Source organism: Pseudomonas sp. NPDC089554 (assembly GCF_050280645.1).
Lineage (GTDB): Bacteria > Pseudomonadota > Gammaproteobacteria > Pseudomonadales > Pseudomonadaceae > Aquipseudomonas.
In genome coordinates this window covers 24,568-40,057 of record NZ_JBNNVR010000028.1, presented here as the reverse complement: position 1 = coordinate 40,057, position 15,490 = coordinate 24,568, and the positions used below count along the sequence as shown (strand labels likewise).

The 15,490-nt window shown below is 56.8% G+C and carries 13 protein-coding genes; 1 reads left to right on the top strand and 12 read right to left on the bottom strand.

From position 1 onward, the window contains the following. Positions 1-247: orotidine 5'-phosphate decarboxylase / HUMPS family protein (locus ACQKPE_RS11270; protein WP_427665800.1), on the bottom strand; the 247-nt coding region annotated here is incomplete at its 3' end. 179 nt (positions 248-426) lie between these two features. Between ACQKPE_RS11270 and ACQKPE_RS11265 the strand changes: the two genes are divergently transcribed. Next, positions 427-594, top strand: a complete 168-nt coding sequence (locus ACQKPE_RS11265; RefSeq protein WP_346645854.1) for a DUF2897 family protein — start codon at positions 427-429, stop codon at positions 592-594. Between the two features lie 50 nt (positions 595-644). Here the strand turns inward: ACQKPE_RS11265 and ACQKPE_RS11260 are convergent, their stop codons facing one another. The 11 genes from ACQKPE_RS11260 to ACQKPE_RS11210 form a co-directional block, all read right to left on the bottom strand. Then, entirely contained in the window at positions 645-977 is a 333-nt protein-coding gene (locus tag ACQKPE_RS11260) for a ComEA family DNA-binding protein (RefSeq protein WP_427665798.1), read from the bottom strand. A gap of 180 nt (positions 978-1,157) precedes the next feature. Continuing rightward, a complete protein-coding gene (locus tag ACQKPE_RS11255) occupies positions 1,158-3,152 on the bottom strand; it encodes a polysaccharide biosynthesis protein (RefSeq protein WP_427665826.1) in 1,995 nt (664 codons plus the stop codon). A 92-nt stretch (positions 3,153-3,244) separates the two neighbouring features. After that, a complete protein-coding gene (locus ACQKPE_RS11250; protein WP_427665797.1) occupies positions 3,245-4,252 on the bottom strand; it encodes an MraY family glycosyltransferase in 1,008 nt (335 codons plus the stop codon). Next, entirely contained in the window at positions 4,249-5,217 is a 969-nt protein-coding gene (locus tag ACQKPE_RS11245; RefSeq protein WP_427665795.1) for a UDP-glucose 4-epimerase family protein, read from the bottom strand. Before ACQKPE_RS11245 ends, ACQKPE_RS11250 begins: the two co-directional genes overlap by 4 nt. Before the next feature lie 9 nt (positions 5,218-5,226). Beyond that, positions 5,227-6,354, bottom strand: a complete 1,128-nt coding sequence (gene wecB / locus ACQKPE_RS11240; protein ID WP_427665793.1) for a non-hydrolyzing UDP-N-acetylglucosamine 2-epimerase — start codon at positions 6,352-6,354, stop codon at positions 5,227-5,229. After that, entirely contained in the window at positions 6,347-7,357 is a 1,011-nt protein-coding gene (locus ACQKPE_RS11235; RefSeq protein WP_427665791.1) for a polysaccharide biosynthesis protein, read from the bottom strand. Before ACQKPE_RS11235 ends, wecB begins: the two co-directional genes overlap by 8 nt. 281 nt (positions 7,358-7,638) lie before the next feature. Further along, the gene (locus ACQKPE_RS11230) at positions 7,639-9,051 is read right to left on the bottom strand and encodes a hypothetical protein (RefSeq protein WP_427665790.1); all 1,413 of its coding nucleotides are present in this window, start codon (positions 9,049-9,051) and stop codon (positions 7,639-7,641) included. Between the two features lie 439 nt (positions 9,052-9,490). Then, positions 9,491-10,351: a dTDP-4-dehydrorhamnose reductase family protein gene (locus tag ACQKPE_RS11225; RefSeq protein WP_427665789.1), complete on the bottom strand. Its 861-nt coding sequence runs from the start codon at positions 10,349-10,351 to the stop codon at positions 9,491-9,493. A gap of 22 nt (positions 10,352-10,373) precedes the next feature. After that, positions 10,374-11,810, bottom strand: coding sequence for a hypothetical protein (locus ACQKPE_RS11220; RefSeq protein ID WP_427665787.1), 1,437 nt, complete (start codon positions 11,808-11,810; stop codon positions 10,374-10,376). A 13-nt stretch (positions 11,811-11,823) separates the two neighbouring features. Then, positions 11,824-14,232, bottom strand: coding sequence for a hypothetical protein (locus tag ACQKPE_RS11215; protein ID WP_427665786.1), 2,409 nt, complete (start codon positions 14,230-14,232; stop codon positions 11,824-11,826). 46 nt (positions 14,233-14,278) lie between these two features. Next, positions 14,279-15,490, bottom strand: coding sequence for a glycosyltransferase family 4 protein (locus ACQKPE_RS11210; RefSeq protein ID WP_427665784.1), 1,212 nt, complete (start codon positions 15,488-15,490; stop codon positions 14,279-14,281).

The window sequence follows — 15,490 nt, the reverse complement described above, 5'->3', positions numbered from 1 at the left end:
CCATCTCGGCTGCGGCCTTGACTGCCATGGCGGTGGTGTTGGGGATGTCGTGGAATTTCAGGTCGAGAAAGACCTCGAAGCCCTTGGCGCAGAGGGTTTCGACAATGCCCGAGGCGCTGCTGGTGAACAGCTCCTTGCCGACCTTCACCCGGCACAGCGCGGGGTCGAGCTGGTCGGCCAGCTGCAGGGCGGCTTCGCGGGTGGGAAAATCCAGGGCGACGATCAGGGGCGTCTGGCAGGCGGGCATGGCTAGCGGTCTCTTGGTAAGGCTTGAACGGCGCGCATTGTAAACGAAGTGGCGAGGGGTTTGGGGGCCGAGGGTCATGAGAATCCCCGGACTGGCTGACATTGCTGCAATTGAACCATCGTGCCCGAGCCTAGCTCGAATATCATGTAAGCGTCATCGTCGTTTTCGGGAGAACATCAATGCCTTGGTATGCCTGGTTGATACTGATCCTAGCCCTCGGCTCGATCGTTGGCGGACTGATGTTGTTACGCGATACCGCGAAGAAACTACCACTGACCGAAGAACAGCTACGCAAGGTACATGAACGAAATGCCGAGGCCGATGCCAAGGACGCACAGGATCGTTGAGCATCGAAGTAGCCGATCGCCTCATCGGGCGATCGGCTGCAACGCTTATGTCACTCGACCATCAGCTTGTCGCGGTTTCGCTCCAGCAATGCATTGCCAATACCTTGGATTTCCAACAGCTCGTCCACCGAGCTGAAAGGCCCATTCGCATCGCGGTATGCAACGATAGCCTCCGCCTTGACCTTGCCGATACCGCTTAGGCGCCCCTGCAAGGCCAGGGCGTCGGCCTTGTTCAAATCCAGCAGGCTGGTTTGAGCTTGGCCTGACAGGCTTGAGGCCTGCACCATCGGCGGTTGAGGTGGCGTGGCGGGCGCAGCCTGCAACGAAAAGGCCAAGCTGGCGAAAAGCGGCAGCAGCAGGTAGCTCAGAACGGTGTTGCGCATAGGTATCACTCCTTTGAATAGGGATGCAGAGCAACGTTTCCAACGTCGCCCCATCAACCTAGACAGCCGAAGGCGACCGCGCAAATCACCCACCTCAGAAATCGTTTTCCAGATAATTCAACAGGTTGATTCATTACAGCCGCCTGCGAAAAGCCCGACAAGTAGTCGGGCTTTTGACATTCAAGGCTCCTGTCGGCGCTGTTGATAGATCCAGTCGACAATCTCGCCATCCGGCGTGTAGCCGCTCACCGTCTCCCTCAACAACTGCCTGACCCTTGCGTAGTCATCCTGAGCCACTGACGAAAGTAGCTGCTCCAGGCGTTCCTTGAGCACATCCCATGGCAGGTAGTCCTCTTGGGCAGTCATTATCATCGGGTGCCTGGTCGCTTCGACATTGTCACCGATCAGTAGCTCTTCGTAGAGTTTTTCACCGGGCCGCAGACCGCTGAACTCAATGGTGATATCACCCGCTGGATTACGCTCGTTACGCACGCTCAAGCCCGATAGATGGACCATCTTTTCCGCCAGCTCGACGATCTTGACCGGCTCGCCCATGTCCAACACGAAGACGTCCCCGCCTTGCCCCATGGAACCCGCCTGGATCACCAGCTGTGCGGCTTCAGGAATGGTCATGAAGTACCGTGTGATCTTAGGGTGGGTCACGGTAAGTGGACCGCCGGCCTTGATCTGCTGGCGGAACAGTGGAATCACCGAACCAGATGAGCCCAGCACGTTGCCAAAGCGCACCATGGTGAAACGCGTAGCGTTGATACGCGAGACGTTAGGGCTATCACCGAGCAGCGCAGGTGAGCTTTGCTGGCTGAGCGCCTGCAGTATCATTTCCGCCAGGCGCTTGCTGCTACCCATGACATTGGTGGGGCGCACGGCCTTGTCGGTGGAGATCAGCACGAAGTTGGCCACGCCAGCCTGTAGCGCCGATTGCGCGGCATGCAGCGTGCCCATGACGTTATTCAGTACGCCCTCGGCAATATTGTGCTCGACCATGGGCACGTGTTTATAAGCGGCCGCGTGGTAGATGGTTTCCACATGCCAGGTACGCATCACGTGCAACAGCTTGTCGGCGTCGCGCACCGAGCCCAGGATCGGCAACAAACGTACGTTGAGCGACTCGCGCTGGTAGCGCTGCTCCAACTCCGAAAGGATGCTGTAGAGGTTGAATTCGCTGTGCTCGAACAACAACAGGGTGGTTGGTCCTAGCCCCATTATCTGCCTGCACAGCTCAGAACCGATCGAACCACCAGCACCGGTCACCATAACCACTTTGCCAGTGATGCAGCGCTGCAACAGCCCTTCTTCCGGTGGCACTGCATCGCGCCCCAACAAGTCGGCGATATCGACTTCCTGGATGTCGTCTACCTTGACACGACCACTGGCCAGATCCATCAGGCCAGGCACACTGCGCACATGCAGCGGGAAGCTTTCCAGATAGGTGAGAATTTCACGTCTGCGCCCTCGGCTGACCGATGGCAAGGCCATGAGGACTTCTTGAGCCCCCGTAGCCTCGATCATGCGCTCGATACTGCGCGACTTGAATACAGGCAGGCCGGAGATAACGCGGTCAGCGATACTTGGGTCATCGTCAATGAACGCCACTGGCCGCATCACACGTCCCACCCTCAATGCGGCCACCAACTGGTTGCCTGCCGCGCCAGCACCATAGATGGCAACACGCAGCAGGTTGTCATCCTTGCTGGCGAATGGCACATACTGGGCAGTCGTGAACCAGTCACCCATGAAGTATTGGCGCATGACCAAGCGCAGCCCGCCCAACATGACCAAGCTAAGCCACCAATAATTGAAGACGATAGAACGGGGCACCAGGGTCGCATGGTTGCTATACCAGTAGACGACCAACGCCAGCAGCAACGATGACAGGCCAACGGCCTTGAAGATCACCATCAGGGCGTCATTACCGAAGTAACGCATCACCGCCCGATACATGCCAAAGCGTATGAATATCGGAATGGCGATGATCGGTGCGGCAATGAACAACCAAGGGTGGTCAAGCGTGGGACTACCGGCATCATCGAAGCCAAGGCGCACAATGAAAGACATCCACAATGCCAGCCATACCAATACCAGGTCGACCACAACCTGAAGGGCGCGTTTTTTTCGACGTGGCAGGGCCAACAGCCCTGCTCTCAATTTTTCCATCATCAGAACCTGGTCCCGTCACTGCTTCCCGCAGATCTCGACATCATTGATACGGCTCTCCACACCAGTACAAACATGGTCGGCGCCTGTCGTTATTCTTTTGCTCCGGCGCGATAGCGGATCGCAAGCACCACCAACGGTGCATAGGCGATCAGCAACCAGAGCAAACCGTCGCCCTGCGACCACACGACATATGCGGCAATCGGCAACAACCAGAGCAGGTTGATCACCGACACCGCCAGTGTAACTGGTAAGTGCCGCCCGTACTGCCGCGAAGCAAATTGGTAGGCATGGCTGCGGTGGGCCTCGTAGACTTTCTCTCCTCGTACCAGGCGGCGCACCAGGGTAAAGGTCGCATCGACCACGAATACCCCCAGCAGGATCAACCATCCCCAGAACAGTGAGGACGAATGCCAGGCTGCCAACAAAGACAGCACGCCCAAGGTGATGCCCAGGAAACCACTGCCCGCATCCCCCATGAAGATCCGCGCTGGCGGGAAGTTCCAGAACAGGAAGCCCAACACAGCTCCCGCCAGTAACATCGGTGCCCAGGCCAATGAGGTGGCACCCGACAACGCATAAAGCAGGCAGGCGCCCAGACAAGTAGTGATCGCCTCTACACTGGCAATACCATCGATGCCATCCATGAAGTTGTACAAGTTGAGCATCCACACCAGGTAAAACGCGGCCAACACATGCCCAACCCAACCCAGCGCCAGGTCCATGCCGAACACCTGCAAGGGCGGCAGGCCACCCAACCAGGCGAGCGCCCAGATTGCCGCGCAGAAATGCCCCAGCAGACGCCAACGCGCTGCAATATGGCCATGGTCGTCCATGAAGCCGATAATCGCTACCAACGCGCCAGCGCCAAACAACGCGATCAATGAGGCAGCGTCAATCTGCCCTGCCACGGCCAATACCGGCAGCGCAAGCAGGAACACCACGACGATCGCCACACCGCCGCCACGCGGTGTCGGAAGGGTATGGGAACTGCGCGCATTGGGGATGTCCATGATGCTCCTGGCCAATGCATACCGGCGCAGCAGCGCAGTCATTGCCAGGGAAAGAATGACAACCAGGGGAATTAGCCAGTAGATCATTTACGAAGCGAGTCCTGATAATGCCGGGCAGTGGCCGACAATGCGGCATCCACTTTCACCGGCGGGTTCCATCCCAGCAGTGTGCGGGTCTTTTCGATGTCGACCGCAAGCGAGCCGCACAACCGCTGTGACAGCGCCTTGCGCCCCACACTGGCCGCCGCCAGGCGCAGCATCCAGGCGGGCACTGGCAACAGTCGCGCCGGCCGGCCCAATGCCATGGCCATGCGGCGTAGCAACTGGGTGGTCGACAAGTCCTCACCATCGCTGACAAGAAATACCTGGTTGGCCGCCGCCGGATGCGACATGCAAGTGACTACCAGATCGACCAGGTTATCCACGGCAACCAGGCTGCGTCGATTATCGATGGCCCCGAACGGCAGCATCACACCACGCTGCAGCCAGCGCATCATGGCCAGGAAGTTGGCCTTCACCCCAGGGCCATAAACCAGCACCGGGCGCACGATGACCACTTCGATTGCCCCCTCGGCCGCCAATTGCAGCAACTGCTGCTCGGCCTCGTGCTTGGAAATGCCATAAGGATCCTGGGGTGCCGCAATGTCATCCGCCCGGTAGGGCATACCCGGAGCGGTGCCCTCTCCATTTACTTTGATCGAGCTTATGAACACGAAACGCTTGACGCCAGCAGCTACGGCCTCGCGAGCAAGGTTCAGGGTGCCTTCAACGTTGACCTTGCGAAACGCGGCGAGAGGGTCAGTTTCGGTATCGTTCATGACGTGCACACGGGCCGCTGCATGCACAACCACGTCAACCCCCGATAGCGCGGACTGCCAACCGTCGGATACGGCAAAATCGCGACACAGCACCCGCTGCGCCTGCACCGCAATTTGAACGCTGTCGTTGCGTACCGCACACACTAGAGAACGCGCGCCGTCAGCAACGAGCCGCCTGGCGATCGCTGCCCCCACAAAACCGGTCGCTCCGGTCAGGAACACCTGTTGTGCCATGCCGGACACTCAGGCTTTGCGCCAGACGGTGCGGTTGATGTAGTCGGTGTAGCTCAGTACCACCCGCACGACCTGCTGCGACACGGGCCCACCTTCATAGTCTGGCACCACTGGTATCAGGCGCTGCCCTGCCTGGTGCTGGCTGGTGATCACCTTGACGGCTGCAAGCACCGATTCTGCTTTCAGCCCACTCATGATCAGTGTGCCTTCATCCATGCCTTCTGGACGTTCGTGGGCGTTGCGCAAGGTCACCGCTGGCAGGTTCAGCAACGAAGCCTCTTCGGTGATGGTGCCGCTATCGGACAAGACGCAAAATGCCGACATCTGCAACTTGATGTAGTCGAGCAGGCCGAATGGCTTGACGAAGCGGATCAGCGGATGATCCAGGCTTTCACCAAGGCTCTCCAGGCGCTTGCGGGTACGCGGGTGGGTCGAGACGATGATTGGATAGCCATATTGCTCGACCAACGCGCGCAAAGTGGCCAGCAGGTCGCGCAGGTTGTCCGGGCTGTCGACGTTCTCTTCGCGGTGGGTACTGACGATGAAGAACTTGCCCACTTCAAGGCCGCTGCGCGCCAGTACGTCCGAAGCCTCGATCTTCGGCATGTAGTACTCGAGCACTTCATGCATGTGCGAACCGGTCTTGATGATGGTTTCCGGGCGAATGCCCTCGGCGATCAGGTAGCGCCGCGCGTGCTCGGTGAGGACCATGTTGATGTCCGAAAGATGGTCCAGCACCTTGCGGTTAAGTTCCTCTGGCACCCGCTGGTCGAAACAGCGATTACCCGCTTCCATGTGAAATACCGGAATTTTACGGCGCTTGGCAGCAATGACTGCAAGGCACGTGTTGGTATCGCCATAAAGCAGCAGCGCGTCGGGTTGCTCGGCCTCGAACACTGCATCGGCCTTGGCGATGACTTCAGCAATGGTCTGCGCCGCGGTTTCGCCGGCAGCCCCCAGGAAGTGATCCGGCTTGCGAATTTCCAGGTCGTCGAAAAACACCTGGTTCAGTTCGAAGTCGTAGTTCTGCCCGGAGTGCACCAAGACATGATTGACCTGCCGGTCAAGCTCGGCAATCACCCGGCTCATCTTGATGAGCTCGGGGCGGGTACCGACCAGGGTCATGACCTTAAGCATTCAGTTGTTCCTTGATGTAATCCAAGTTCAGCAGCAATTGCTTGACGCCCTCGACATCGAGGCGTGCGGTGTTGTGCGAGGTGTAATCCTCAAGCTCAGAGATTTTCTCCTCGCCTTCGACGAAGTACTTCTTGTAATTGAGGTCACGGTTGTCGGCAGGAATGCGGTAGTAACGCCCCATGTCCTCGGCCTTGGCCATCTCCTCGCGCGATACCAGCGATTCGTACAGTTTCTCGCCGTGCCGAGTGCCAATCACACGGACCACGCTATCACTGACGAACAATTCCTTGAGAGCCTGAGCAAGATCGCCGACGGTAGAAGCCGGGGCCTTCTGCACGAACAGGTCGCCCTGCTCGCCATGCTCGAAAGCGTGCAGTACCAGATCGACGGAGTCCTCCAGCGACATCAGGAAACGGGTCATGGCCGGGTCAGTGACGGTTAGAGGCTCGCCGTTTCTCATCTGCTCGATGAACAAGGGGATCACCGAGCCGCGCGACGCCATGACGTTACCGTAGCGGGTCGAGCAGACGACCGTGCCCCCCTGGGGGATCATCCGTGACTTGGCCACCACCAGCTTCTCGGCCATGGCCTTGGAAATACCCATGGCGTTGATGGGGTAGACTGCTTTGTCGGTTGACAGCACAACCACGCGCTGCACGCCACTGGCGATGGCGGCATTCAACACGTTTTCGGTCCCGATGACGTTGGTACGAACAGCTTCCATCGGGTAGAACTCACAGGAAGGCACCTGCTTGAGCGCTGCGGCATGGAAGATATAGTCGACACCTACCATCGCCTGCTTCAGGCTGTCCAAATCGCGCACATCGCCAATGTAGAACTTGACCTTGTCATTGGCCAAGGCGATGCGCATGTCTTCCTGTTTCTTCTCGTCACGGGAGAAAATACGAATTTCGCGCACATTGGTATCGAGGAAACGCCGCAACACCGTATGACCGAAGGAGCCGGTGCCTCCGGTGATCATCAGGACCTTATTATCGAACATAAAACCTTCCCAGCTGGTGCGTGCAACCAACGCGGTGCACGTAATGAAATGAACGCATGCCAATTATGATGCCGAATATGCCAGGGACGTCACCGACGCTCACCCTGCCTCGAAGTATCGACATCAAGGGCCTGGGGCTCATGCGACAGCTCGCTGCCCGATCACCTGATCCTCACCTTGGCTGGCACATGATACAGGCTGAACCCCTCTCTTGGCGAAGGCCTCAGCTGCGTCAACCTCAATCACCATACGGGTACAGCAAATCTGCGCAGAAAAGGTGCTTACGTTCCCAATGGTTCCTCCTGCTGCCACAACCAAGCCAGCAGAACCCCCCACAGAAAAAATGAAACTATACCCGGATAAGGTTGACGCATCCCGACCTTCAGGGAGTTGTCGATCAATAGAATAAACATTGAAACACCCGTGACCGCCAACATACCCGGCTCACCAAGAATTCGACTCGAATGTTTCCAGACACCAAGAACCGTGTGCAGAATCAGTGCGAGTAGCGGCAGCAACGCCAAGGCGCCAAAATTATAAATGAAATCAAGATAGTAATTATGAGCGCTTGGAAACTTGCTGCGATCGGGCGGCCGCTCGTGACCGAACAGAAATGATGTCCAGCTTTCCTTCACGCCCCCAAGATAAAAGAGCCAGAATATGATTCGCTCACTCAGGTTGAGTGGCAATCTGGAAGCACCCGCCACAGCCTCTTCGCCAGAACTTTCTGCCACAGATACGCTTGGCGGGTCCATGATCGCAGAAACACTCGACGGCACCCCTTGCACCCCTGCCTGGGCCGACGGCACAGCCACCTGCGCCTCGATAGTGGACGCATTGAACTTGACGGCCATCAGTGGGTTATTCGATACATACAACATTCCGCCCCCCCCGCCAAGTGCTAGGACCGCGACCAGAAGCGAAGACCGGAAGCAGTAGCCGGGAGTCAGCAGCCCCATGACGCAAAATACCAGAACGCCTGAAGACAAAAGCAGCAGCGCGAGCATCGAAGCTGAAAGAACAGAGTACGCGCCAATCAGCGCCGCCAACACTAACAGCCAGCCACGCATCGAAACGTCATGCCAAAGCGAATAGAGAGAGATCAGATACCCCCCCACAAAAATGACGGGCACATACTGCAAATGCTGGTAGACATTGAACAACAATGCCGAAGAACTCAAGATGCTCTGGCCGGCCACGAGCGTGGCAGTCAGTTGCAAACTGACAGTAATCAGCAGAGCCCCCAGCAGCCCTCTCGCCAAAGACCGCAAGGCATTCCTCACGCTACCCAGCTGCACACCAACGATCAGGGCGAACATGGGCAGCATATATTGCGCCAGGAGAATGACCTTTCCGAAATCTACGCGTTCACCTATAAGCAATAGCACACTTGCACACATACCAAGAAAGGTTAACGATATGACCTTTAACACCCCATGGATGCGCCCATAACCACCAAGAAGCACGACAGACAAACCACAAAACACAATAGACAACGGTACCGGAAGTGAAGAAAGTCGCCCACCACTCTCATAATAAACCCCACCCTGATAAACACCGCCACCCAAGTGAAAAAACACCGGAACGAACAGCCCCGCCACCATGGCTATAATCACCCAGCGCTTTTTCCGCCAACCGACACCTGAACTATCATGCATAGCAGACGCAACAACACTGTCACGAAATCTATTCATGGCAGAACCTCACTAAAACAAGTGCCTGTGAAACACCCCAGATCAGGGGAGTTTTCCAAACAAGCTCATAAACAGGAAAATGGCGATATAACGCCAAAAGCCACGCCAGAAAGCTCAGCATCTTTCACAGTTAAGCACTGACAGGAGCAGGCGAATTAACGAACTAGGAATACCGCGATGGCATTAACTATACACATCAGATCAGGCAGCATCACACAATCGACAAAAATCAGATGATTCCTACAGACATATTCACCATATCAAGCCAGAGAATGGCGCCGATGTTTTTATCGAGGGGAGCGGGCCTGATATCGTCGCGCCTTGACGCATCGTCGACCCGGAACAAAATCTAGGCTCTGTACGAAAAGCAGACCAACCAATATTCAGAAGGGCGCAGTGACGGCGCCTGAAACGGTCAGGCGCCAGGGAGGGAGAGTACTCAGCGTTTCGCGTGCATACTGCGGATCAATTCGTGCCAGGTTGGGGCGATGTAGTTTGTTGCCTCACGGAACCGAGAGCCATCCAGCGAGCGATCGATCTCAAGCGCTGCATCCGGCTTGATTGCGATCTCCTTACCATATTCGGCGGCCACCAGCTTTAGCAGGTCGAACTTGGAGATCGGCTCTGCGGCCACATGATAGAGCCCGCAGAGCGCAGGCTGGGGAACCACGAAATCCTTCATGACCCGCGCCAACTCTACTGTTGGCAAACCGGAGAAGATCGCCTTGGTGAAGCCTTTTACTTCGCCCTGCTGCGTCAGGAACCAGTCGACAAGCGCATGGCTCGAACCCAACTCGTGACCAATGATGGAAGTCCTCAGTGTGATGGCATGAGGCAAGTCATGCAGTTCACCGATGTATTTGGACTTGCCATACAGGTCTTTGGCATCAGAGACATCGGACTCCCGATAGCCACCGACCTGACCGGAAAATACGCAATCGGTGCTGACATGAATCAAACGAGCACCAACCAGCTCACACAGTCGAGCGAGCCGGTGTGGCAGCAAGGCGTTGATAGGCAGCGCCGTCAATGGATCGTTGGCATCGGCCAGTTGCTTGATAAGACCGACGCAATTGATGACCACATCTGGCTTGAGCTTAGCGAATACCGTTACCAAGGCATCCTGATCGAGCACATCCACACCTCGCAAGATACGCTCGTGCGCCTGCGCGGGAAAACTGGCGAGCGCCGCTGCGCTGCGCAACGTGCCCCATGTCTCATGCGCCGCGTCAGCGGAAAACACGCGAAAGACGGCGTTGCCGAGCATGCCGGAGATGCCGAGAACAAGAACACGCGCCATAAATCGTCAACCTTCCCAAAAATCAGTGCTTGTAGATAAAACGTAGCAGCCTGTCAAAGGAGAACAGGATCAGCACATTAAGCAGAATCGAACCGAACAGCAGGTAGCTCTGCAGCGGCACATAGCCGAAACTGGTGTAGCGAAAAGCGATTACCTGTGCAATAAGCGCACAGAGAGCCAAGTTCCGACCTCCCAGTCGGTAGACCAAGTACTCGAACATCACCGCCACCAGCGAAAACATCATGACCGCAAAGAACAGGAACACGAATGAACCAGGGTAGAACAGAAACGCTAGGTAGCCCGGCAGCGAGATGAAATGCCGCCCATCATCCTGGGTGTTGTCATAGGACGAAACGACAAAGTGCTGGTCGTAGTAGGAGTTTACTTTCTTATCTAGGCGCTCACTCAACGCCTCCTTGAACACCGACCAACCTTGATGCTCAGACCCGACGACCGACATAACACCTTCCACTCCTACCCAGCGATCCAGGAAAAGCGTTGAGGTCTGTTCAGCCACGACATTAGCAACTTCGCTCCTGCGCGCGGCGCTCCCTCCCTCTGCCCCATCCTGCGCAGACCAATGGTAGTAAGTCATCGAACGCAAGTAGTTTACCGACAGCACGGAGACTGAAAAAAACACTACAAATGCTGCCACGACGTAAATCAGCAACCCCATCCGCAGGCGCTGCTCGACGCGGTGAAACATTGACACGGCGCCAAACATGATCGCTGAGCCATTGAGGATCATCCCGCGACTCCACAGCGAAATATTCGACAGGCAGCTTTCCAGCAAAGCCAGGGTGATCGCAATCCAATACCGCTCCCGGTTGATTTCAAACTCGAAGCGCAGGATGACGCAGGAAAACGATGCCATCCCGAACATCAAGAGCCAGGAATAAATACCATTCAAACCAAACGGCAACTGCAGCCGGGATACCAGCCCCCGTTGATAGATACCGTAGTACGCATTGCTCGCACACACGGCCACCACAGCGATGACGAACGCTACCAATAGCGTGCGGCGATAGCGCTGGTAGAAAGCGAACAACCCAGTATGGACGATGCCAGGAAGCGTTTCGGGGTAGCTGAAGAAACGTGGCCGAATCAAGCGCACCAGAAGGATCGCCGACAACGCGCAGGAGACCACGAGCAACGTCTTGTCCAAAGCGCCAGGCGAACCATCGAACGCGCCGACGGAAATATTGAATTTCCCGCCTGAAAACGCAGTGTGCACGCTGAACTTGAACCAGAAACCCAACCACAACAGAACGCCGATAAATGCGTCGAAGAAGAGTGCCTTGCGACCGAAACCGAGAAAGAGCACTGCCGTGGACAGTGCGGTGAACAGCAGGTAAACCCAAGCGCTACCCTGGTATTCAGGTAACGCGCAAGCCGTGAGTATCGTGATCGCCACGAAGACCACGACCCAAATTCCTTTAATCAGAAAATCCCAACGCATGAATACTCTCAGGCTAATTTTTATTATTCAACTCGTGCTGCTGATTTGACGGTACAACCATCGCCAACAGCACACCCCACAAAAAGAACATGATGACACCGGAGTAGGGCTGACGTAATCCAACCTTGAAGGTGCTGTCGACCAGCAACATGAAGAACACCACCAGCGTCAAGCCGATTATCGCCGGACGCCTCCGAAAATATTGCCACTGTCTTGACACGACCACACCGCTATATACCACCAGAACGACCAATGAAAGCAGTCCTATTAGCCCGAAATTGTATGCGAAATCAAGATAATAGTTCAGTGCGCTGGGGTGAAGCGCCCGGGCTGGAGCCTGTTCATGTCCGAGCAGACTAGCGCCCCAACTCGAGCCGATACCCTCGATATAGAAACCCCACCGCTCGGGGTAGCCCACCCCTCCCTCAGGCGGGGTACCCACTCGACCCAAGGTACCTGAAAGAACTTTAAGCCCCTCGACCTGCCAAGCCAGGCCCATGTACAAAGCCGCAAGCAACACACCGCATAACGACAGCAAAGGTAATTTCCATTGCGTGCCCAGCCTTCGCCCCAGCGAGATTTGCTGGATGACGAAACAGCCAGTACCCAGTACCAGAAGCCCCCCGGCAAGTACCGACCACGACAGGGTTACATAGGTGCCCATTAGCAACGCCAGCAGGTACAAGCCCCCCCCGACTTGACCGGTTTCTGCCTGCGTGAATATCGCTAGTAGATAGAGGCCGACGAACAGTACCGGTACATAAAGCAAATGCTGATAGATGCTGAAGAAATACACAGACGGCGAAAGCACTAGTTGCCAGTGCAGCACGGTAACCAGCAATTGCAACGGCACAATCACCAACAACACCACACGCGCAGCCTTGGCCAATTGCTCCATGCTCTTCTCGTGATTACCGTACTGCTGGCCCAACACCAGCGCGAACATTGGAAGAATGAACTGGAATAGCAGGATCAATTTCTGCCGCCCATCACCCGTGGTGTTCAACCCCAGCAGCAAGCTGGTCAGCAGCATGCCAATAAACACGAAGAAAAGGCTCAACAGCGCCAGCCGAGCAGTTGAATAGCCTCCCAACAGCAAGATACTCAAGTAGCAGGCGATGACCGAAAATGGAATGGGCAGCAGCGACAGCACGCCACCACTGCTGAATGCACTGGAGGGGTCATCGAAAATACCGCCACTGAACTGGAAAAACAGCGGAAGGAAAATAGCCAGCGCAATCAGCAGCAGCGCATTGTGCTGCGCCCGCCCCGCCACACCAATCTGCGGCAGCAAGCCTCGCCGCTCACTGGCATAGAACACCCACGATAGCAGCGCCCCCACCAGGTACAGCGCCGACAGCGCCTGCACACCCACACCGTAGAACAGGAATGGAATGCAGGAAACAAGCAGCAGGTTGGACAACATGTCCGAACCGAACACATCGCCTCCTCCCTGGCTCTGCAGAATCCGTAGACGAATTCGTTGCGCCAGTACCATGACCACGCCCCCCACCAGGGAGCACCCCACGGCGAGCCAGAAAAGCTGGCTCTTATGTGTCCATTCGAACCAGTCCGGTACCAGCCAGGCCCCCGCAATCAGCATCAAGCCTGCCAGCATCATGCCCATCAGTAGAAGCGCGAACAGTCGCTGTAGCCGGCCACCTCCTGCACCTTGTCGCTCGTGACGCACCAGGGTCGGTCCCAGCGCCTGGGAAAACACCGCACCCAAGATGCCGCCCAGGGCGAACGCGGAAAAAAGATCACCCGCGACATGCTTGTCGGCAACCAGCAGGATGAACAGACGGAATACGTAGACCGAGACGCCGATGACTACCGTCGAGCCGAAGTGTGGCAACAACAAACGTACGCTGGCGAGCAGCGGTGCCCACCCACCGGGGACACCCCAGGAAAACCCCTTACCCAGGCAAACCAGCAGTGGAGAGAAAGCCCAGGCAACGATAGCCGGCAACGCCAAAGGCCCGTCAACAAGTAGTGCAACTAACAGCGCCAGGCTGAGCCCCCCCTGAACAAACAGGAAGCGCATTGCGGCGTAATGCTGGTGCTTGAGCTCCTGCTCACTGAGGAATATCTCCGCCACCCACTCCGTGGCCCGACGTAACACCAACAGCAGAACAAACAACGCCCCACCATCGACAACCGGCGCACACAGCATCCACGCAACCACCCCCAGCGGCAGCAGCAGGATCAAGCGCAGACGCAAGATGCCAGCAGCATTGATTTGTTCCGACTCGGCCAGGATGAGACTGCGCGCGTTTCCCGAGAACGAATAGAACAACGCCACGGTGGCGCCATGGATGAGTCCGAAATCCGCAGCCAACCCTGGCTTGCCGAACAGACTGAGCCCAATCATGACCAACATCATGGCGAAGGTGTTCGCCATGAAGGCGATAGGAAAAACCATCACACGTATCATTGTTTCCTTACACGGGAAGACCCGTTGTGCGCGCTCAGCGCTCCAGTAGTTCGACCAGGCGAGCGACCTGACTGCGCATCTCGAAATGGATATCAAAATAGGCCCTGCCTGCTCGCCCCATCGCTTCCCGCTCGGTTTCTGCAAGGTCCTTCAATCGCCGTATGTTGACCACAAGTGGCGCCACCTGTTCAGCAGGCGACGCCAAACCTGCCCCGGCCTCGCAAACGACCCTGGCACCCTCTCCGTTCATCGCAGCGATGATGGGCCGCCCTGCCGCGAGGTATGCCTGGATTTTGCTGGGGATGGTCTGGGCGAAAGCTTCCTCGTCGGTCAGCGAAACCAGCAACGCCGATGAACGCTCGAAGATCTGCGGCATCGCTTCCATGGCAAAACGCCCCGGTAGGACGAGATTCTCCAACTCCAGTGCCTGTTTTCGATCCTTGAGCCACTCCATGCGACTACCACTGCCCACCAGTACGATACGTACCTGAGGATCATCACGCAGCTCGACGGCCGCCTCGACCAACGTATCCAGAGCCTGGGCCGTGCCAAGGTTGCCGGCGAACACCACGCAGAAGTGCTGTTCGAGCAGTGACTTGAACTCGGCCCCGACATCTTCCGCCGTGCGCACCGGGTCGACATTCATCGAGTTCGGGTAATAGTGAATTTTTTCCTTGGCCGCGTATCGTGACACCGGGTCTACGAAAGCGCGTGACTGCACAAGCAGCATATCGCAGCCGCGGTAGATTGCCTTGACCATCCAGCCGACCGCCCTGAGCGCATGCCGGTTGCGCACAAAGCCGGTAGCCGAGAGGCTCTCTGGCCAAAGATCCTGCACCCAGAGGGCTAGTCGCGCATTCTTCAGCCATTTGAGCAGGATGGCCGGGATCGCCTGTGTGATGGGAGACGGCGCAAAGACCAGGATGGCATCGAACTTCTGCCCACGCAGCAGCCAAGGCAGCATCAACAACCCGGAGAAAACGAAAGAGAGGTAGTTGAGGATCAGATTCCTCGCCCCACCCTTGCCTCTCGGCCACAGTGGCACGCGCACCACTTCCACGCGCCCCTCGAAACGCTCTCGCTGGGTGCCTGAAGCGCTATAGCCATCAAAGATGTCACCATCCGGGTAGTTAGGCTTGCCGGTGGCGACCACAACCTCATGGCCCTGCTCATCCAATTCGCGAACGATGTCGTTGATGATGAAACTTTCCGGCCAGAAATACTGGGACAGCACAAGAATGCGCAC